This window comes from Marinobacter sp. UBA5687 (genome assembly GCF_002420325.1).
Taxonomy (GTDB): Bacteria; Pseudomonadota; Gammaproteobacteria; order Pseudomonadales; family Oleiphilaceae; genus Marinobacter; species Marinobacter nauticus.
In genome coordinates, this window is record NZ_DIHV01000144.1 from 1 (window position 1) to 21,122 (window position 21,122).

At 55.7% G+C, this 21,122-nt stretch carries 18 protein-coding genes; 6 read left to right on the forward strand and 12 right to left on the reverse strand.

The window, feature by feature from the left end; all coding sequences use genetic code 11:
• Window positions 1–95 precede the first annotated feature (95 nt).
• Genes B3Y70_RS15835 through B3Y70_RS15845 form a run of 3 tightly spaced genes read right to left on the reverse strand, consistent with a single transcriptional unit; the run spans window position 96 to window position 3,889 of the window.
• Window positions 96–1,832, reverse strand: a complete 1,737-nt coding sequence (locus B3Y70_RS15835; RefSeq protein ID WP_273031266.1) for an alpha-amylase family glycosyl hydrolase — start codon at window positions 1,830–1,832, stop codon at window positions 96–98.
• A complete protein-coding gene (locus B3Y70_RS15840; RefSeq protein ID WP_286896981.1) occupies window positions 1,829–3,052 on the reverse strand; it encodes a glycosyl transferase in 1,224 nt (407 codons plus the stop codon). The genes B3Y70_RS15835 and B3Y70_RS15840 overlap by 4 nt, the downstream gene beginning before the upstream one ends.
• A 36-nt stretch (window positions 3,053–3,088) precedes the next feature.
• Complete coding sequence (locus B3Y70_RS15845; RefSeq protein WP_023008997.1) at window positions 3,089–3,889, reverse strand: HAD-IIB family hydrolase; 801 nt, start codon at window positions 3,887–3,889, stop codon at window positions 3,089–3,091.
• Between the two features lie 80 nt (window positions 3,890–3,969).
• Between B3Y70_RS15845 and B3Y70_RS15850 the strand changes: the two genes are divergently transcribed.
• Window positions 3,970–5,424 carry a protein adenylyltransferase SelO gene (locus B3Y70_RS15850; protein WP_286896983.1) on the forward strand — a complete coding sequence of 485 codons (1,455 nt, stop codon included), beginning with the start codon at window positions 3,970–3,972 and terminating at the stop codon, window positions 5,422–5,424.
• A 7-nt stretch (window positions 5,425–5,431) separates the two neighbouring features.
• On the opposite strand, the gene B3Y70_RS15855 is transcribed toward B3Y70_RS15850, so the two are convergent.
• Both B3Y70_RS15855 and B3Y70_RS15860 read right to left on the reverse strand, forming a co-directional pair.
• Complete coding sequence (locus B3Y70_RS15855; protein WP_414674123.1) at window positions 5,432–6,841, reverse strand: AmpG family muropeptide MFS transporter; 1,410 nt, start codon at window positions 6,839–6,841, stop codon at window positions 5,432–5,434.
• Window positions 6,842–7,324: a YajQ family cyclic di-GMP-binding protein gene (locus tag B3Y70_RS15860; RefSeq protein ID WP_011786031.1), complete on the reverse strand. Its 483-nt coding sequence runs from the start codon at window positions 7,322–7,324 to the stop codon at window positions 6,842–6,844.
• A 134-nt stretch (window positions 7,325–7,458) separates the two neighbouring features.
• Between B3Y70_RS15860 and B3Y70_RS15865 the strand changes: the two genes are divergently transcribed.
• A complete protein-coding gene (locus tag B3Y70_RS15865) occupies window positions 7,459–8,430 on the forward strand; it encodes a response regulator (RefSeq protein ID WP_286896986.1) in 972 nt (323 codons plus the stop codon).
• Between the two features lie 226 nt (window positions 8,431–8,656).
• On the opposite strand, the gene B3Y70_RS15870 is transcribed toward B3Y70_RS15865, so the two are convergent.
• The 7 genes from B3Y70_RS15870 to B3Y70_RS15900 form a co-directional block, all read right to left on the reverse strand.
• The gene (locus B3Y70_RS15870) at window positions 8,657–9,670 is read right to left on the reverse strand and encodes an AraC family transcriptional regulator (protein ID WP_286896989.1); all 1,014 of its coding nucleotides are present in this window, start codon (window positions 9,668–9,670) and stop codon (window positions 8,657–8,659) included.
• A 90-nt stretch (window positions 9,671–9,760) separates the two neighbouring features.
• On the reverse strand, window positions 9,761–10,972 hold the full coding sequence (locus B3Y70_RS15875; protein ID WP_011786034.1) for an argininosuccinate synthase: 1,212 nt from the start codon (window positions 10,970–10,972) through the stop codon (window positions 9,761–9,763).
• 133 nt (window positions 10,973–11,105) lie between these two features.
• On the reverse strand, window positions 11,106–11,510 hold the full coding sequence (gene fliS / locus B3Y70_RS15880; protein ID WP_222534335.1) for a flagellar export chaperone FliS: 405 nt from the start codon (window positions 11,508–11,510) through the stop codon (window positions 11,106–11,108).
• A gap of 21 nt (window positions 11,511–11,531) precedes the next feature.
• The gene (gene fliD / locus B3Y70_RS15885; RefSeq protein WP_273031282.1) at window positions 11,532–13,517 is read right to left on the reverse strand and encodes a flagellar filament capping protein FliD; all 1,986 of its coding nucleotides are present in this window, start codon (window positions 13,515–13,517) and stop codon (window positions 11,532–11,534) included.
• Between the two features lie 222 nt (window positions 13,518–13,739).
• Complete coding sequence (locus B3Y70_RS15890; RefSeq protein WP_222534337.1) at window positions 13,740–14,174, reverse strand: flagellar protein FlaG; 435 nt, start codon at window positions 14,172–14,174, stop codon at window positions 13,740–13,742.
• Window positions 14,175–14,244: 70 nt separating this feature from the next.
• Window positions 14,245–15,372, reverse strand: coding sequence for a flagellin (locus B3Y70_RS15895; RefSeq protein WP_273031284.1), 1,128 nt, complete (start codon window positions 15,370–15,372; stop codon window positions 14,245–14,247).
• A 103-nt stretch (window positions 15,373–15,475) separates the two neighbouring features.
• Entirely contained in the window at window positions 15,476–16,603 is a 1,128-nt protein-coding gene (locus B3Y70_RS15900; protein ID WP_273031285.1) for a flagellin, read from the reverse strand.
• Between the two features lie 386 nt (window positions 16,604–16,989).
• Between B3Y70_RS15900 and B3Y70_RS15905 the strand changes: the two genes are divergently transcribed.
• The 4 genes from B3Y70_RS15905 to B3Y70_RS15920 all read left to right on the forward strand — a co-directional run.
• Complete coding sequence (locus tag B3Y70_RS15905; protein WP_273031286.1) at window positions 16,990–18,447, forward strand: flagellin; 1,458 nt, start codon at window positions 16,990–16,992, stop codon at window positions 18,445–18,447.
• 220 nt (window positions 18,448–18,667) lie between these two features.
• Window positions 18,668–18,949, forward strand: coding sequence for a type II toxin-antitoxin system ParD family antitoxin (locus B3Y70_RS15910; protein ID WP_222562389.1), 282 nt, complete (start codon window positions 18,668–18,670; stop codon window positions 18,947–18,949).
• Between the two features lie 5 nt (window positions 18,950–18,954).
• On the forward strand, window positions 18,955–19,293 hold the full coding sequence (locus tag B3Y70_RS15915; RefSeq protein WP_273031288.1) for a type II toxin-antitoxin system RelE/ParE family toxin: 339 nt from the start codon (window positions 18,955–18,957) through the stop codon (window positions 19,291–19,293).
• Window positions 19,294–19,418: 125 nt separating this feature from the next.
• Window positions 19,419–21,122: hypothetical protein (locus B3Y70_RS15920; RefSeq protein WP_288590077.1), on the forward strand; the 1,704-nt coding region annotated here is incomplete at its 3' end.

Below are 21,122 nucleotides of genomic sequence, written 5' to 3' on the forward strand. Positions count from 1 at the left end.
TTGAACTGACTCATCCTGAGCAGCCCCGATTATAACCACCGACTTGCAGAATACAAACCAACCATGCCTCATTCCTGAGGCATTCGCCTTAACGCTCAGCGTCTCTGCTGGTTGGACAACCACACACTCTGATACGGCTTCAGGGTGATTGACCCAGCCAGATCATCCACCTCCATTCCGGAGATCAAGTCTACCCAGCGATCCGTTCCGATCAGATTGATATCACTGAGCGCCACCTGCTGCACCTCGGGACTGATGTTATGGATACAGAACACCGACTGCTCCCGGCGCATGCTCTGGCGCCAGAACCCGAACAACTGCAACCCCAGGTGCAAGGTGAACTGCGTGGCGTTCGGATGGAACGCAGGTTGAGCGCGGCGTATGGCAATCAAACGCTTCAGCTCCAGAAATGCCTTGCTGTGGTGGGTCAGTGGATCTGCGAGGGTTTCCTCCAGTTGCGACAACTGCCATTGACTGCGGTTAATGGAGCGCAGGCGACCGGTATGCTCCACCCTCGCCTGATCGTTCTCCGTGGCCAGCAAGCTGTGAATATAAAAGGCGGGAATGCCCTCGAGAGCCAGCATGATGGTATGCGCACACAGGAATCGCGCAAGCTGCCAGTGGTCAGCACCGCCTTCTGCGGTTCCTTTGAGGGCATCCCAGAGCGCAATGTTCATCTCATAGGGCTGATCCCGCCCGTCGGCCGTCCGGCGGTAGGACACCTTACCCCCAAACGACTCCATGGTGTTGATCAGGCGTTGCTTTTCATCTTCGGTCAGCAGGCCATCTGTGGGCCGCAGACCAACGCCGTCATGGGAAGCGATAAAGTTCAGATAGGTGGTGCCCAGCTGCGCCGGGGGCATACTCATCAGCCAGGTTTTCAGATGTCGGCAATTGCCGGTCACCAGCGTGTTGATCAGCAGGGGCGGCAACGAAAAGTTATAGATGGCATGGGCTTCGTTGGCATTGCCAAAATAAGTCAGGTTCTCCCGGTTAGGCACGTTGGTTTCGGTAATCACCACCGCGTCCGGCGTGTGATGTTCAATCAGCAAGCGCAGAATCTTGATCAGCTCGTGGGTTTGCTGCAGGTGAATACACGGCGTGCCCGGCTCTTTCCAGAGAAAGGCCACGGCATCCATACGGAAAATCATCACACCCCGTTCCAGGTATTGGCGGATGATCCCCGCAAACTCCAACAGTACCTGCGGGTTGGCAAAATTCAGGTCTACCTGATCTTCACTGAAGGTGCACCACACATAGCGCTCGCCGTCGTCGGTCTGCACCGGATTGAGCAGGGGCGACGTACGTGGCCTCACTACCTGGCTGAGGTCGTCTTTCGGGTTGCCTTCAAAGAAATAGTCCTTACCCGGGTCGATGCGCTTCTTATAGTTTTCGAACCACCGGCTGCGGGCCGACATGTGGTTGATCACAAGATCGGACATCAACTTGTAGTCCCGGGCAATGGCCTCAATCTCCGGCCAGCCACCGTGACTCTCATTCACCGCCAGGTAATCCATCACCGAAAAGCCATCATCAGAGCTGAAGGGAAAAAACGGCAGTATGTGCACCGCGGAAACGGAGTCCTTAAGGCAGTCATCCAGGAAGCGCTTGAGCGTCACCAGCGGCTTCTCGTCCGGTTGCTGAAGCGTGTCCGCGTAGGTGATCAGCAACACATCGGTTTCGTCCCAATGGTTCTGGTGGGCCGGTGGGGCGTCGGCATTGGGCGCCAGCCCCATGGTGGCCAGTAACTGCTCCGCCAGAAAGTCGCAATCTACCGAGGGATAGACGACCTCGAGCATACCTTGCAGCTTGCTCTTCAGTGGCTGAGTCATGGCCGATATTCCTGATTGTCCAGTTCAACAGCCTCCAGCAGTTGCTCACGAATGTCCGGAATGGCACTGGTCACCCGGTTCCAGCTGGGGATGAAGGGGGTGTCCATGGGGTTTTCCAGGAAGTAGGCTCCGGCGCGCATCACATTCTGGGCAAACAATTCCACTGCCTTTTCTTCCTTGTGCCGATCAAAGCCAAGCCCGTTGATCACGGCGTCGTTCTGATAGGTTTCCACAAAATCCAGAGCAATACGGAAATAGGTCGCCTTGATGGTGCGGAACTTCTCATTGGAGAACACCTCGCCATTGGTGGCCAGCTTTCGGAACAGGGCCTTGGCGATATCCACGCTCATTTTGGACAGCCCTCGGCTGGCATCCTCCGGCGAGAGATCCTGATGCTTGTGATCGTAGACATCAGCAATATCCACCTGGCACAGGCGATTGGTGGCGTAGTTTCGTTTCATCTCCGAGAGCACACCAATCTCGAGCCCCCAGTCACTGGGAATGCGCAGGTCATTGATAACATCTGTGCGGAACGAGAATTCTCCGGCCAGGGGATAGCGGTAGCTGTCGAGGTAGTCGAGAAAATCGTTCGGGCCGCAGACTTTTTTCAGGGCCCGGATCAGCGGGGTGACCAGCAGACGGCTGACCCGACCGTTCATTTTGCTGTCGGCAACACGGGCGTAATAGCCTTTGCAAAACATGTAGTTGAATCCGGGGTTGGCCACCGGGTAAATCAACCGTGCCAGCAGGTCCCGCGAGTAGGTCAGGATATCGCAATCATGCAACGCCACCGATTTGCTCACCCCGGAGGCCAGCACATAACCGAAGCAATACCAGACATTCCGCCCCTTACCCATTTCAGTTGGGGCCAGGCCCTGCTCGCGAAGCTTGAGGTCGATGGCCCGCAAACGCGGCCCATCGTTCCACAGTACCTTGAACGGCTGAGGCAGCTCGGAGAAGTACTCCAATGCGTGCCGGTATTGTGCTTCATCGGCACGATCGAGCCCGATCACGATTTCTTCCAGATAAGGCACCTTTGCCAGCGCCTGGACAATGTGTTTCAGGGCGGGGCCTTCCAGCTCTGAATACAGCGACGGCAACACCAGTGACATGGGCCGCGCTTTACGGAACTGAAGCAGATCGGCCTCGATGTCTTCTACCGGTCGTCGCACAAGATTGTGCAGGGTCGTTACTATGCCATTCTGGTAAAAGTCGCCCATGGCGCCTCTCCTATGCTTTTGGCCACGCCTGGCGGCCTAGTAGCCGTACTCGAAAAGAAGATTGAGTACGCATTCGTTCCAACCCTCCGGGCCGGGCTTCAGGGAGCGCATGGGGTGCTTCTGCGATGGCAACTGGACCTGATCGCTGTTCACCCCGCGAATCACCACCGGGATATCCGCGGCCTCCAGCATGCGCTGGTCGTTCGGGCTGTCGCCCAATGCGATGGTGACTAGCGGCTCGCCCCGATAGTGCTCCCGGTATTGCTCCAGCAAAAAGCGGGCCCCCTCGGCTTTGTCGAAGCGCCCCATGGCGTGCCAGAAACGCCCCCCCTGCACCAGACGGAGCCCCTCACGCCCCAGTGCCGCACTGAATTGGTCCAGCTCCGGGTCACTGCCTTGCCAGATCAGCGGCTCCGTACCCAGGCGCTGCCGGGCCCGAGAGGCCTCCACCTCATCCAGGCCCGCAACCTCCGCCAGTTCCGCATCCGCCATATCCGAAAAGCCCCGAAACTGTGCACCTGCCTTTCTCTGCACCATAAGCGTGCGAAGGACCTGCTGGTGATCTGCTCCAAAATTCATCACCTGTTCTTCGGTGCGGCCCAGACAGCCCGCCGGGATAACCGCCGCCGCACCGTTCTCGACGATAAAGGGGGCCCGTATGCCCATCGCGTTTTGCAGATGGCGCATCTCGGCGGCGGTTTTACTGGAGTTAAAAATCAAGGGGATACCGTTAGCGGCCAACTTTGCCATGGCCGGCGATGCGGCCCGCCAGCTGTAGCTGTGATGGTCCAGCAAGGTGCCGTCCAGGTCGGTGAAAACTATCAGGTGTGGTTGCATTTGGTTCACCTGCTCTGCAATCTGTTGTTAGGCTTCAACCCTATACATACGCAGTATTCATACCAAAGCCAGGTCGTTTTATGAGCAACAACAGCTTTCAGGTGGAACATCGCTACCTGGAATTACCGGACAGCTTCTACAGCCGGGTACAGCCATCCCCCCTTTCTGAACCGCGCATGGTTTGCTTTAACCAGGCCCTGGCCAGCGATATGGGATTTCTGGTGCGGGATGAAAATGACTGGGCGGCCATTGGTGCCGGCGCCGAACTTCTGGAGGGGATGGACCCGGTCGCCATGAAGTACACCGGGCATCAGTTCGGCATGTACAACCCCGAACTGGGCGATGGCCGCGGCCTCTTGCTCTGGGAAACCGTGGGGCCAGACGGCACACGCTGGGACTGGCACCTGAAAGGGGCAGGCACCACGCCCTACTCCCGCTTCGGCGATGGCCGGGCAGTTCTCCGGTCAACCATTCGTGAATATCTGTGCAGTGAGGCCATGCATGGCCTGGGAATTCCCACCACCCGGGCGTTATTCATGATCAGCGCCAAAGACCCGGTGCGCCGGGAATCTATTGAAACCGCCGCCGCTTTGATGCGGGTAGCGAAAAGCCACATCCGGTTTGGCCACTTCGAGTTTGCAGCGCACCATGAAGGGCCGGACGCCCTGAAAACATTGCTAGAGCATGTGATTGCCCTGCACTTCCCTTACCTGATCAGCTTGCCGGAGGACCAACGCTACGCCCGCTGGTTTGAGGAAGTGGTGGAACGCACCGCCAGGCTAATCGCGAAATGGCAGGCCGTTGGTTTCTGCCATGGGGTGATGAACAGCGACAATATGTCCATTATCGGAGACACTTTCGACTATGGCCCCTTCGCCTTCCTGGATGATTTCGACGCCGGCTTCGTGTGCAATCACTCCGATCACGAAGGCCGCTATGCCTACAACCGCCAGCCCCAGGTAGGCTTTACCAACTGTCAGTACCTGGCCACTGCGTTGTTGCCGATCATGGACGAGGATACCGTTCGCCGGGGACTGCGACACTATGAAACCGCCTACAACGAGCATTTCAAACACCAGATGCTCGCCAAACTGGGGCTGGAAGAAGCGGAAGAGTTAGATATGGGCCTGATCATGGACACCTTCAGCATGCTCCACGAAAACCGTGTGGACTACACCCGGTTTTTCCGCGGCCTATCTAACCTGCACGACCATGGCACCGCGCCGGTTCGTGATCTGTTCGCAGACCGCAGCGTGGCTGACGAGTGGCTGGAACGTTATGAAGCCAGACTACAGAAGGAAACCCGGGGCCACGATGAACGGGAATACGCCATGCGCCGGGTAAACCCGAAATACATTCTGCGCAACTACCTGGCCCAGCAAGTGATCCTGGAGGCGCAGAATGGCGACTATGAGCCGATGAAGGAGCTGCTCAAGGTGTTGGAAAAGCCCTTTGATGAGCAACCAGAGTATGAGAAATACGCTGCCCTGCCACCGGATTGGGGGAAACACCTGAACATCAGCTGCTCTTCCTGAACGGCCGCTATTTCACCAGGGCATCTTCCTCATGTTTGACTGGCGCCAGCGCATCCAGCCTGGCGCCGTGTCGCATCATAAACAGCACCAGAAGAATCGCAGGCACGCCCATCAACCCCGCAATCAGGAAGAACTCGGCGTAGCCAAAGTTCGCCACCACAATCCCGGAGAAGCCTCCCAGGAACTTGCCCGGCAGCGTCATCAGCGAGCTGAACAAGGCATACTGGGTGGCGGTGAACGAGGCACTGGTCATGCTGGACAGCCAGGCAATCAGCGCCACGTTGGCAATACCGCCACTGAGGTTATCGGCACTCACCACCAAGGCCAGCGCCGCGATATCCGGTGGTTGCTGGGCTAGCAGCACGAATAGAAGATTGGTTGCCGCCGTCATGACGGCACCTGCCAGCAGTATCCGGCGCACGCCATAGCGCACCACCAGCACCCCACCGACCATGGAGCCAACAATGGTCATAAAAAACCCGAACACCTTGGTGACATCGGCCACCTGGGTTTTACTGAAACCCATAAAATCCAGATAGAACGGATTGGCCATCACCCCCATGGCAATATCCGAAATGCGATACACCGCCACCAGCACCAGAATGGCCACCGCCAGCTCCCGATACCGACGGAAGAAGTCCAGAAACGGGCCGGCCACCGCAGCATAGAACCAGCCGGCTAACCGGGCCAGGCGTTCCGGTAGATGGCTTCGTTTCTCCACTTCCTCCTCGATTCGATGGGCAATGTCCTGAGCAGCCGCGAAATGATTCACTTCCGGCTCCTTCACGACCAGAACCGTCAGTGCCCCCACGCCCACCAACGCTGCCATCACCAGGTAAGACACCTCCCAGGACCAGAACTCCGCCAGGTAAAGTGCCCCGGCGCCCGCCACCAGCAATGCCAGCCGGTAACCGAAAATATACGTGGCCGCCAACGCCGCCTGCAGCCGCTCCTGAGCAATCTCAATGCGATAGGCATCAATAGCCACATCCTGCGTGGCCGAGGAAAAAGCCACTAGCAATCCGAACAGCGCGAGTGTCTCCGGAGCCGCCAGGGCGTTGGTCTGGGACATCAGGTACAACCCGGTGGCAATGCCCACCTGGGCAAGCAGAATCCAGCTGCGACGCTTGCCAAACAACCGGTCCAGCACCGGCAATTTCAGCCGATCCACCACCGGCGCCCAGAACACCTTGATGGAATAGGTAATGCCAAGCCAGCTGAAAAAACCGATGGTGGCGGTCTCCACCCCAACGTCCGCCAGGCGGGCATTGAGGGTGGAAAACACCAGCAGAAAGGGCAGCCCCGCCGAGAACCCGAGAAACAACATGGCAATCACTTGCCAGCGGGTGTAGGTGTAGGCGGTATCCCGAATCAGGGCTACAACATTGGGGGGAAGATAAATAGGAGCCTCTCCCAATCAGTCGCGGAAGTTGTTGAACTGCAGCGGAATATCCAGTTCTGCCTCACGCAGCATGGCAATGGCTTCCTGCAGGTCGTCCCGCTTCTTACCGGTAACCCGCACCTTGTCGCCCTGAATGCTGGCCTGCACCTTCATCTTCTGTTCTTTGATCATCTTCACGATCTTCTTGGCCATGTCTGTTTCAATGCCCTGCTTCAGGGTGAAATGCTGCTTCACCAGCTTGCCCGCTTTGCTCTCACCATCTTCGGATAGGGCGCGGGTATCAATGTTGCGCTTGGCAAAGGCCATTCGCATCATGTCCACCAGTTGCTCCAGCTGGAACTCCTGCTCTGCGCTCAAAGTCAGGCGCTTGTCCTCCAGCTCGATATCCGCCTCAACATTCTTGAAATCCCAGCGGTTACCCAGTTCACGCTTGGCCTGATCCACCGCGTTGGTAACTTCGTGCATTTCGATTTCTGAAACAATGTCAAAAGAAGGCATAGTCGTTATTCTCCAAAGGCCACGGAGGGGTATACTGTGGCGACAATTTGATTACGGATGTTCGAAACCGCCAAGAATACCAAGAGCTGTGGCGAACCGCATCTGACAATGGACTGGTAAGAAGTAGATAAATAATGCCAAACCTCGATCTTCCCATTCTCGTAGTAGACGACGCCAAATTCAGCAGTATGGTGGTGGGCCGTACGCTGCGAAATGCCGGATACCGCGACATACGCATCGCCAACAACGCACCGGCTGCCCTGAAACTCATGGAACAACGCCCGGTCAGCGTACTGATTGCAGACTGGCTGATGCCAGAAATGGACGGCCTGCAGCTGACCGACCAGGTTCGCCAGCAAGACGAGCAGAACAACCACTACACCTATGTGATTCTGCTCACCGCCCGCGAGAGCGTGGAAGCCTTGTCGGAAGCGTTCGACCGGGGTGTGGACGACTTCATCTACAAATCAGACATGACCAAACAGCTCATCCCTCGCATCTTTGCGGCGGACCGCATGGCAGACCGGCAGAACACCCTGCTGCGCGCCAACGCGCTGCTGGTGGAGAACAACCGGGAACTGGAATCCAGCAACATCATTGATCTGGAAACCGGGCTGACCAACAACAAATACGCGCGCCAGCGCTTGCAGAAAACCCTGCGCCACGCCGAATCCCGCGGCGGGTCAACCGCCTACGTCATGTGCGGCATCCGTAACTGGCAAGAGCTGAAGCGCAAGCATCCGCCCAGCGTGATGAGCGAACTGTCGATCGGCATCGCCCGGCGCCTGAGCACATTGATTCGCCCGATTGATGCCCTGTGTCGGGTAGGTGATAACCAGTTTGCGATTGTCTCCTACTTTCCCAACAGTGATCACTGCACCACCACCGCGTTCCGGCGCATTTTTGACGGCATCAACCACAAAGCGCTGAAAACCACCGCCGGCTTCATCTCTGTGGAGGCCGGCATGGCCCTGTGCAAAGCCGACGCCCAGGACGGCACCCCCACGGTACAGGATATGGAACGCGCGGCTGTACAGGGCCTTGTGGACGCCTATGAAACCCGCCGGTTCACCGAAACCGCCCCGGAGATACGGGAAGGTGTGTAGCGATCACAAACAGTAACACTGGGACACACTTCACAAACAGACAGGAAAGGCGAACAGGCTTATTCTGAGATTGTGGAATCAAGCAGTATCCACCCATGGCGGAGGAGCCGAGTAGTACCTCCGCCGCCATATGGGTACCGCAAGCTGATTCCGCAGGATTAACGAATTTTTCAGGCACTTTCGTTCTTTCCGAATTTCTTAAGCCAGCTCTCGTAAGCTGGCTTTTTTATTGCCTGCGAAAATCCCCCGGCGTTTTACCGGTCGCTGCCTTGAACTTGCGATGAAACGACGTGGTTTCGCTATAGCCCAGGCGCAAGGCGATATCCGGAATACTCATGTCGGTATTCTGCAAATAGTCCTCCGCCATCTGCTGGCGCACCTCATCCAGCAACTTCTGGTAAGACACCCCTTCCTGGCTCAGCTTTCGCTGTAAGGTACGGCTGGTCATCCCCAGATCCTCGGCGACCATATCCTGGCGGGTAATGCCATCGGCGAGCTGTTTCTGAATGCTTTGCTTTACCCTGCTGGTCAGATCCGTGTCGGTGTCGAGCAACGCCAACTGAGACAATGCGTGTGCTTCCAGGGTTTTTCGCAATAGCGGGTCTGGCTGACGCAGGCGGGTTGCGAGCAGTGCCTGAGCAAAGGTGACACTGTCCTCCTCTGCATCAAACTGTACAGGGCATTGCCAGCGCAAAGCATAGGCCTTCTCATGCTCCGGGCCGGGAGAAGGCCGCCTCAGCCGAACTTCCAGCGGCGTGGCGTCCGTGCTGTCTGCCAGCCATCGCGCATAGTTGATCCAGGAGGCAAAGACATTGTCCACCACCTGAGGCCACACCACAGAATCGGTAAAATTGCAGGTCCAGATCAGTGTCGCGGAATCGCCCTTCATCTTGAGGCGGGTGGTACCCATATCCCCCACCAGCTTCTCATAGGGCGCAATACGGGTAACCGCTTCCCCCAACGTGGCGCAGCTCATGGTGATGTAACCCAGTACACTGTAGGAACCGGGTTGCACATAGTCGCCGGTCTCCAATCCCAATACCGGGTTACCGGTATGTTCGGCCAGCAAGTGAATAAATGCCTGGAGCTGTTCGCCGTCGATTCGGCCCTCATCGGAATCCAGGATCTCCGGCTTCAAACCCGCCTTTTCAAACAGCGGATCAACCGCGATACCTTTGGCATCGGCGTAGCGAACATACTGCCGCAAAGCGGCGACGGAAGCTGTGCCCAACGCATTCATGGTGATGACTTTCGTTGTTGGAATTGTTTGAAAAGTATAAACAAAAACGCCCGGTTATGAACCGGGCGTTTTCAGGGCATCAACAAACCATCAAAGCTTGCGGCCTTTGCCAGCGGCAATCCGCAGGCGCAGCGCGTTCAGCTTTATAAAGCCTTCCGCATCTTTCTGATCGTAAGCACCCTGGTCTTCTTCAAAGGTGGCGATCTTCTCATCGAACAGAGAATCGTCAGACTTACGGCCGACCACGTCTACATTGCCCTTGTACAGCTTCAGGCGAACGGTGCCGTTCACGTAGTTCTGGGTCTGGTCGATCAGCGCCTGAAGAGCCTCACGCTCCGGGGACCACCAGTAACCGTTGTAGATCACCTCAGCATAGCGCGGCATCAGGCTGTCCTTCAGGTGTGCCACTTCACGGTCCAGAGTAATGGACTCGATGGCGCGGTGGGCGCGCAGCATGATGGTACCACCCGGAGTTTCGTAACAGCCGCGGGACTTCATGCCCACGTAGCGGTTCTCGACGATGTCCAGGCGGCCAATACCATTTTCACCGGCCAGCTTGTTCAGGGTTTCCAGCACCACGTGGGGCTTCATTTCCTGACCATCAACGGCAACGATGTCGCCTTTCCTGTAGGTGAGCTCCACGTAAGTGGGCTTGTCCGGCGCGGCTTCCGGAGATACGCTCCAACGCCACATGTCTTCCTCGGCTTCCGCCCAGGGGTCTTCCAGGTTGATGCCTTCGTAGGAGATGTGCAGCAGGTTGGCGTCCATGGAATACGGGCTCTTGCCCTTCTTCATTTCCACGGGGATGTTGCGCTCTTCACAATACTTGAGCAGCTTTTCGCGGGAGTTCAGATCCCACTCACGCCAGGGAGCGATCACCTTCACGCCCGGCTTCAGGGCATAGGCGCCAAGCTCAAAACGAACCTGATCGTTACCTTTACCGGTAGCACCGTGAGAGATGGCGTCTGCACCCGTTTCGTTGGCAATGTCGATCAGGCGCTTGGCAATCAGCGGGCGGGCGATAGAGGTGCCCAGCAGGTACTCGCCTTCGTAGATGGTATTGGCGCGGAACATCGGGAACACGTAATCGCGCACAAACTCCTCGCGCAGGTCCTCAATGTAGATTTCCTTAACGCCCAGCGCTTCGGCTTTCGCGCGCGCTGGCTCCACTTCCTCGCCCTGGCCAATATCGGCGGTAAAGGTTACCACCTCACAGTTATAGGTATCCTGCAACCACCGAACGATGACGGAAGTATCCAGGCCACCGGAATAGGCCAGCACCACCTTTTTAATATCAGACATGCCCTTGCTCCAGACTGAACAGAATGGATGTGTTGAAAAGAAGGGCAACATTGTACGGGATGGCGGGGGGAATGGCTATAAAGCCCCTACCCTGCCAAAGGATAGGGGCGCCATGGACGGCAAAAGTACTGGTTTAGCCAGCGGCCTGGGAGTGCTGGGTTACCACTTCTTCGCGGATGCCGTCCCAGCCTTCTTTGATTGAGCGCAGCAGTTCAATCACTTCATCCAGCTTCGCCATATCATTACGGGCACTGCCCTCCAGCAAAGTACGCTCCATATAGTCGTACAAAGCTTCGAGCCGTGGCGCCAGATCACCGCCCTTCTCGAAATCCAGGAACGAGCGCAGCCCGCCAATGATTTCGATGGCTTTGTTCAGCAGCTGCGCTTTGCCGGCGTAATCTTTGGCCTGCATCTTAGCCTTCGCCATATTGATACGCTCAATGGCACCGCTGTACAACAGCTGGATGAGCTTGTGGGGATCGGCATCGGTGATGCTGGTTTGGGTGTTAACGCGTTGGTACGCTTGTAAACCGTTCATAAATAACCTCGTTTCACCGTATTACTCTCGATTGTTCTGTGGCGCCAGCGCAGCCAACTGCTGAGTGACGTAATCCCGGGTACTGTTCAACTGCGAGATCAAGGAATCCGCCGCTGTGAACTGGCTCACCAGCCTCTCACGATAAGCAGCAATACGTTCCTCAAGACGAACCTGGCTCTCCTGAATCTGCTCAAGCTCGCGACTAAGACTGTCTGTACGGGATTCAATGGCCCCGTCTGCGCCGACAATATTACTTACCAGATCAACTGTACGCTCACCCACACCTTCCACGAAGGTGATGGAACCACGATTACCCGTCTGATCACCGAGAATTCGAACCTGCAGCCCCGAAGCATCGCCGTTCCCAGTTCCAAGGAAAAGAACCTGGCCATCGCCTTCCGCAGCCCGGCCGTCAATAGTTCCAGCCACATCCAGGCCGTCCGTACTGGTGTTAGTATCCAGCCCAAACAGGGCTGCATCTTCGGCGGATGCCAGGGCCACTTTTGAATCGCTACCATAGTCAGCTGAGGTGAACGTCAGTTTTCCTCCACCATCCAGGCCAACCTGCAATCGGGTGCCGGCTGCATTCAGCGCATTATTGGCGTTCAACTGAGCTTGAATATCGTCCAGCAGCGCCTGCTGGCTAATTCCATTACCCTGGGTCAGCTTCAGGTTCACCGTGATATCACCGTTCACTGTCAAGGCCAGATCATCATTGGCATCGGTAATATCGAACGTAGCACCGAGTGCCGAACCAGCTACCAGCTGCCCCTGAGTGGCAGCCTGCGTGATATTGATCTCGTACTCACCGGGCTCGGTATTCAAACCGCTGCGGACAAACTCCACCTGACTGTCCGTTGTGCGCCCCTGCTCCGCAAACAGAGCCGTCACCTCATCGGGATTGGCCTTCAGTACTTCTTCGAACTTCGCCCGGTCGAATTCGAGGCCACCGGTCTCAAAATTGGTGGTGATACCCACATCGGCCAAACTCCTAACACTGGCGTTCTCCATGCCGGGTACCACACGGGTAAGAATATTCCGCAACTGGCTCTGAATCGTGCGAACCGTCGAGTCGCCGGTCAGCAAACTGCCAACACCGGCTTCGGCATTAAAGCCCGCCAGACTGTCAATAGTGGACTGCAGGCCGTTGAATTTATCAACGAAGCCCTGAACCCGGTCTGCAACAGCACCAAAATCTTGAGTGACTTTGATAGTAGAAGTGCCAGTTTCTTTGATATCAAAGGTCAGGCCATCGATTACATTTTCAAACGTGTTAGTGGAACGGGTAACCGTTACACCATTGATATTCATTACCGCATCGCTGGCAGCAATAGTTTCTTTCAGGCCGGAGTCCGCATCCATTCCCGCGTTGAAGGCAAAGCGTGAAAGGCCGGTGTTGTCGGTATTTGTGCCAGTCGTATCGCCCGTGACAGAAATACTGACGGCGTTGGCCGTACCCGTCTCGTCTGCAGACAGCACCAACTGATAACCACTCCCGGTATCGATGATTCCAGCGGAAACGCCGGCATCCGCTTCGTTAATGGCGTTCGCCAGGCCCTGAAGCGTGTCATTGCTGCTGTCTATGGTGATATTCGTGATTTTGTCACCAACCGACAGCTCCAGAGTGCCCTGCCCAACGCTGGTAGCGTCACGATCCGCAAACACATCCCGAGAAGCCAGCGCCTGAGCAGAGGCAAGACTGGTGACCTCCACACTGTAAGTGCCACGACTTGCCTTGGTGGAATCTACAGAAACACCGATATCATCATTGGTAGAAGACGCAGAGAAGGCCTTGAGATTATCCGGTGAACTTAACTGCCGCATTGGCAAACGAAGTTCGGTTACGGCACTGCGCAGCTTGCCATAGGCGGATAACAGCGCCTCGGCTTGCTGGGTTTTCTGGGTTAAGCGGGTTTCAGTAGGCTTGCGCTCTGCGGCCACCAACTGATCCACCAGATCCGAGTTCAGCACCCCGGAACCAATCCCCAACGATGATATACCTGCCATAACCATGCCTCCTCAAGGGGGCCAATGTTTTCACTGAACTATGTATCGGCCGGAAGCGGCAAAACTTTGCCCTACTGGCGCAAAAAATTGTAACAACGCGTTAAACCAAGCATAGCCCCTAATCAAACCCGGTGCTGCCATAACGCAGAGCACCGCCGGACCTTCTCAGGTGCGGCGGTGCTGAAATACCGCTGTGGTCATCCGCGCAAAAGCGGCAAGCTTTTACACTTTGATGTTAAACAACGTCAGCGGTTCGTCCTGCTGCAATTTTTCTGCCAACCTCAAAGCCACTTCATCCGGAATCTGGCGAATCACTTCCTGGGTTTGCTGATCAACCACCCTTACGATGGTCTGGCCCATGTCGTTATCCACTTCAAACTGCAGATCCCGCTGCACATTCTGAACAAAATCGTTCAGCTGGCTGACCGCCTGGTCCAGATCCTCCCGCTGCGCGTCGTTGCGCTCCTTGAGCTGTTCCGCTTTGGAGGCTTCGTTGGCAATCTGGGTATTCTGAACCTGGCGAGCACCGGCAGAAGAAGCAGCAAGGTCAGGGGCATTCCGGCCCTCGGCCTGAGATGACGACAGTGCCTTCACCGGCCCCCGGTCACTGACATTCACCAGCTTCAGGTTCGGGTTGTTCAGGTTAACGTCATTCATAGCTTTACCTCGCTATCCTCAAACGGCGGAAAACCGGAACCCGAAGGTTCCGGCTGTTACCGCTAGCCCCTTACTGCAGGAGGGACAGAACCTGCTGCGGACGGGCGTTCGCCTGAGCCAGGACGGAGATACCGGCCTGCTGCAGTACCTGGGATTTGGCCAGGTTGGCAGTTTCTGCCGCGAAGTCAGCGTCAAGAATACGGCTGTTGGAGGCGCTGAGATTTTCGACAGACGTACCCAAGTTGGCGATGGTGGACTCGAAACGGTTTTGCACCGCACCCAAATCCCCGCGCAGAGAGTTTACCGCGGTGACTGCGGCGTCGATCCGAAGAATCATCTCATTTGCGGCACCCACAGTTTTCACGTCCGCAGATTCGATGCTACTGGTCGCTGTATTGGCTGCGGCGGCGTTATTGAGGACCGTCCCCGTACCACCACCTGCGGTATAAGTCGCAGCGCCCAAATCTTTTTCGGAAACGATCTTGAGCTGACCGTCGACGACTGACGCAAAAGCCGGCTCAGTCAACTGATCATTGATTGTGGCCGCCAAGTCGTCAACAGAATCCTCTGACCCAGTGAAGGTTATTGTCTGAGCGTTACCATCGACGGTAAATGCGAGGGTACTATCATTCGCGACAGCGTTGGTACCCGAGAAATCCACGGTAAACTCCTGCGTGCGGATAGCACCGATAGCACTGGATCTTGTACCCGCACCCAAATCGATCCCGATGGTTTCGCCAGCATTTGCGCCAACCTGGAACTGCTGTTCGCCAAAGGTGCCATCCAAGACCTTAAGACCGTTAAACGCAGTCTGCGTTGAAATCCTGTCTATTTCCTTGATTCGCTGCTGCACCTCTGCATCAAGCGCCGCTCTATCCGATGCTGTGTTGGTCGCGTTGGCAGACTGTACTGACAGTTCACGAATTCGCTGAAGGTTGTTGGTAATTTCATCTAGCGCACCTTCAGTGGTTTGCGCCAGAGAAATACCGTCGTTGGCGTTTCGTTGAGCAACATTCAGGCCGCTAATCTGGGATTGAAACCGGGTTGAGATAGCCAGACCTGCTGCGTCATCCTTAGCAGAGTTAATGCGCAAACCTGATGACAACCGCTCAAGTGACTGATTTGAAAGATTTTGCGACTTGCCCAGTTGGTTCTGAGCCGTCAGCGATGCTACGTTGGTGTTGATGCCTAGAGCCATGATGCATCTCCTACAAGAATAAACTAATCTGAAATCAAGCTTTTGCTAAGCGTTTGCGGTTTGAGCGGCCACTAGGTCTGCCGCTCTGCTAACCTGATACCGCTTATTGCAGGAGCGACAGAACCTGCTGCGGGCGGGCATTCGCCTGAGCCAATACCGAGATACCTGCCTGCTGCAGCACTTGAGATTTAGACAACTTCGCTGTTTCTGCAGCAAAATCTGCGTCAAGAATCCTACTGTTAGATGCGCTAAGGTTCTCAACCGACGTTGCCAAGTTCGCAATCGTCGACTCAAATCGGTTCTGAACTGCACCAAGATCTCCGCGTAAATCATTCACAGAACCAAGAGCCGCATCGATTCTTGCGATCATTTTGTTTGCGTTCTCAACGTTAGTGACGTCCTCACCGTCCAAGCTCCCGGCAACAGCCTGACTTGCAACATCAGTGATCATGGACGCGGTTCCAGCACCTGCCGTGTATGTGGTTGCAAGCGCCTCTGAAGACACAATATCTACATCTGTACCTGCATCGTTTACGACAGCAACAGCGCCTTCGAGCGTTTCATTAATGCGATCCGCCAGCTTTTGCACACTGTCCACATCGCTATCAAGTTTAATAACCTGAGCCGTATTGGAACCGACAGTGATTGAGAGAGTTGAGTCACTTGCGAAAGCATTGGTACCAGAATAATTAACGCTCAACGCTGCCTCAGCAACTCCACCAATGGCACTGGAACGCGTGCCAGTCCCGAGATTAATCCCAATGGTTTCACCTGCGTTGGCACCAACCTGAAACTGCTGCTCGCCGAAGGTTCCGTCCAGAACCTTCAACCCATTAAACGCTGTCTGGGTGGAAATGCGATCAACTTCCTTGATCCGCTGCTGAACCTCTGCATCAAGCGCCGCCCTGTCCGATGCAGTGTTGGTCGCGTTAGCAGACTGAACCGCTAGCTCACGAATTCGCTGCAGGTTGTTGGTGATCTCATCCAAGGCACCTTCAGTGGTTTGCGCTAGGGAGATACCATCATTGGCATTACGCTGAGCGACATTCAGGCCGCTAATCTGGGACTGAAAACGAGTTGAAATCGCAAGCCCCGCAGCATCATCTTTGGCCGAATTAATACGCAGACCCGATGACAAACGCTCCAACGCCTGGTTGGAAAGATTCTGGGACTTCCCTAACTGATTCTGTGCACCTAGTGAGGCGACGTTGGTATTGATACCGAGAGCCATAATGCTTCTCCTTCGACCGATGTCGTTATTTCATAGAAGAGGTCTGGCGCCCGTTCTCGTTTGTTTGGGAGCGCCACCCTGTTACTCCACTTAACGGCACTCCACCCGATTGCTTTAGAAAAAAATCTCCGGGATTTTGTAAAGGAATGTAAAACCGGCAACTTTATTCCGTTAGAAACCGCCAACAACTCGGCACCGCCATATCCCTCCAGCAAAAAAACCTGAAAATAAACATTTAATAACAAAACCTTAAATGCGCAATTGCAAACCTGGCACACCATTCGCTTTACACACAGCAAAACGGCAATTTAACGAATTTCCGCCGGCAAGGGTTCCCCTCTACGACGGGCATCTGGTTTCCGGCACCTCTGAGCAGGAGAATAGATATGCCTCAGGTCATTAACACCAACATTGCGTCGCTGAATGCTCAGCGTAACCTGAACGCCTCGCAAGGGCAGGCCAATACCGCACTTGAGCGCCTATCATCTGGCCTGCGCATCAACTCCGCAAAAGATGATGCGGCGGGGCTTGCCATTTCGGAGCGCTTTCAGTCCCAGATTTCCGGCCTGAACCAGGCGCAGCGGAATGCTAATGACGGCATTTCGCTGGCGCAAACGGCTGAGGGGGCGATGGATGAGATTACCAATAACCTGCAGCGGATTCGGGAGCTTGCAGTTCAATCTGCTAACGCCACCAATAGCATCTCCGACCGACAGGCGTTGAACCAGGAAGTTCAGCAGAGGATTGAGGAGATCAACAGGATTGCCAGTCAGACTTCCTTCAATGGGCTGAAGGTTCTGGATGGCACCTTTGGTGTTCAAACATTCCAGGTCGGAGCAAATACAGGCGAAACAATCGGCATCAGCGGGCTCGACTCTCGGGGCAGCAAGTTAGGCTCGGTATTAGGCCAAACTGACGATTTTGCGACATCCACAAAGCCCATTCCAACGACAACTGAAACCGTAGACTTGGCATTCGCGACCGCAGCAGGAACCGTCACAGTGGGGTCATCCACACTTACGGTCAACTCTGGCGATCTGACAGATCTCGGCAGCCTTGCAACTGCCATTGAGGGCCAACTTACGACTGACGGCGTGACGGGCATCGCAGTGAGCGCAGACTCCGGCAAACTTGTTATTACAAATTCAACCGGGGAAAACGTTAAGGTTAATTTTGACCTGACTGACGGAGGCACCCCCGCAAAAGAATTCAAACAAAACTTGGACGCAGTGGGCGGTGGCCTGGATGCATTTTTCGAGGCAGGGAACACAGCCACCTTCGATTTTACTATCGATGGCTTTGCATTCTCCGTAGAAGACGCAGGCTCCCTTAATGATCTGGTAGGAGCGGTCAATGCTCAATCTAACGAAACCGGCGTCAAAGCAAATCTCGATAGAACCAATGAGGAAGTCATTTTTTCCTCAGCATTTGGCAAAGATTTTGATGTCACCATTGCAGCCGAGCTGGATAGCACGGCAGGCGACGACATTGGCTTCAACGAAGCTTACACGGCAACCGCTAACACCGTCTCGCTAAACGACACAGATATATCAACCTCACAAGGCGCGGACTTGGCTATGATTGCGATCGACTACGCCATCGACCAGATCAACGGCTACCGCGCCGAACTCGGCGCGGTCCAAAACCGCTTCGAATCCACCATCGCTAACCTGGCCACCACCTCCGAAAACCTTTCGGCCTCCAACAGCCGAATTCGGGATGCGGACTTCGCGGCGGAATCCGCGGAACTGGCCCGTACCCAGGTGCTCCAACAGGCCGGCCTCTCTGTACTGGCTCAGGCTAACGCCAGGCCCCAGCAGGTACTGCAGTTGTTGCAGGGTTAACAGTAGCCAAGTGATACCAAACGGCCGGGTTAGTCACCCGGCCGTTTTGGTTTTAGCTGAACGACAAAGTTGAACTGACCTACTCCCAACTTTCTAATTGACCCTGACCCCAAGACATTTCACCCAATCAAATGCACTTGGGTCGAATCCAATATTCCTGCTTGGAACCCTATAGCCAAAATGGCAATATATGCCAATAGACACAGGGAGGCCCCGAACAATGGCAACTAGAAATATAGTTATGACAGACCACCAGGAACAACTGGTGAGTAACTTGGTTAAGACAGGTCGCTACCAAAATGCCAGCGAGGTACTGAGAGAAGGGCTGCGGTTGGTCGAAGAGAAGGAAGTCCAACTGCAGCAAAAGCTTCTCGAACTTCGCGGAGCCTTAGCCGAAGGGCTTGCAGACGTCGATAATGGCCGCACAGTCACACTGGGCACCGGTGAAGCGATCACAAACTACCTGATCAACAGGGCCGCAGAACTGAATAAAAAGGACTAAACAGCATGCACCCACTATGGACGGTGGAACTTTCCCAAAACGCTGCCAGAGATTTCGACGAGATTGTGCGCTACACGCGGGACAACTTCGGCATCCACCAAGCTATGAGTTACAGTGGGCTGATTGCGCATACCATCCAAGAGTTATCCGAGCGGGGCCCTGATCATCCTTTAGCAAGGGATAGATCTGAACTCCTACCGGGGATCAGAAGTATAAGGATTCAGAGAGAGTCTCAGAAAGCCCGACATGTAGTGTTTTTCAAAGCCATATCTGAAATGTCAGCACGCAAGCTCGTCGTCGTGCGAATCCTGCACGACTCAATGGATTTCGCCGAGCATCTATAAATTGGGGGCTGACCCCAAACCCAAAACTGGCACACCTTTCGCAACACCTCCCCCAAACCCCGGCAAACCGTCAAAAAACTGCAGACCTTTGCCGCATCGGATATTGGCTGGTAACGAGGTGTTCCATGCAAGTACAACATCATAACGCGCATCTTTCCCGCTCCGTTCAGGCTCAGGTCGCGCGCCTGGTGCTCCAGGCAAACCTGGCGTATGGCGAGTCCAACAGCAACGGGCTTTCCTACATTCAGCGGCTGAAAGCGCGCAATGAATGCCGGGAGTACCTGAACCAGGCGCTGGCGCTGGAGGCAGACAACGCAGCAGCTCTCGGCCTACTCGGCCGGGTGGAGATGGACGACGGCCAGCTTGAAAAGGCCCATGCTCTGTTCAATGCCAGCCTGAACCGGCAACCGGCGCAGGCCCAGCAATACTGCAACCTCGGCTATTGGGCACTGAAGAGCGAGCGCCCCGCCCTGGCGGAGGAGTATTTCCTGCAGGCACTGGAATGCGACCGGCAATCGGCCGCCGCTTTCTGCGGTGTCGCCCACGCAAAAAGGCTGCAAGGCCAGTTTGATGTTGCCTACCTGCATTACCGCAAGCTGCTGCAGAGCGGATCGGAATGGGGCTCTGTCTATTCCGGCATGCTCTCCTGCGCGCAGTACCTTCAGGTTCACAAAGCCGACAGCGATCTGGCGCTGGACGCCATCGCCCTGCTGCGCAAGGAAGGTCTGCCACACCAGGAAATCGGCCATTTTGTCGGCGCAATCATCCAGCAGCAATACGACCTGGATAACCCGAACGCCGAGATATTCCTGGATGCCGCCGCAGAAGATGAATTGCTGATTCTGGCACTCCAGAAAACCCTGATGCCCAATGCCGCCGTGGAAGAACTGGTGGTGCTGCTGCGTCGCGCCATCATGGCGGAGGTCGCTCAAACGGCCAGCCTGAGGGACGAACTTCAGCCCCTCTGCCTGGCCATCGCCGAATACGCCGACCGCACCGGTTTCGCTTTGGCCGCGGAAGACGATGAAGAACGCCTGGCGGCCACCATCAATGAAAGCATCATGGCGCAATTTGCCGTGGGCGAACCTCAAGAGGCCCTGATTGGCTCGCTGATGATCAGTGCCATGTATGGCGCACTTTTCCACCAGAACTTTGCAGTACAACTTGGCCAATGGAATCTGGTGGACTGGCCACTGGCCATGCAATCCGTTATGGCAGCCAGCTACTACAACCGGGCGGAAGAAGAGGCCATCAAGCAGTATTTTGACGAAAAAGCCGAGGAACTCTGCCTGGAGAAAACCGATGTGCCCCAGGCATGGCCGGCCTGGAGCCAGCTGGCCTATCGGACGGAGACCAGCCTGAAAGCCGTGATGGCTCAGGAGCTGGGCCTGAACACCGACAATCTCCCCGCCACGCTTCGAATTATGGTGTGCGGTGCACAATCCGGCCAACGGGCCATGGAGCTGGCTCAATATCTGGACGACGTGGAAGTGATCGCGGTTGATGAATCGCTGGCGAACATCGCCAAGGGCACCCGCATGGCCCAGAGCCTGAACATGGACAACATCGTGTTCTGGCCCTGGTCCATCGCACAGTGTTTTGTGGCCGATGGCCATCAGGTGCACTGGATGGAAGTGGGCCGAGTGCCCTCTCCCGCCATGACTGAACTGTCTTTGGCCGCACTCATCAATACTGCCTCGAGCACCGGTGCCATTGTGCACATGCGCACGGCGCTGGCCGAGCAAACCCAGGGTGACAAACAGATTCGCCGCCTGGTGGCGGAGCACAATTTGCAACCCACTCGTACCGCCTTGCGTCAACTTCGCAGG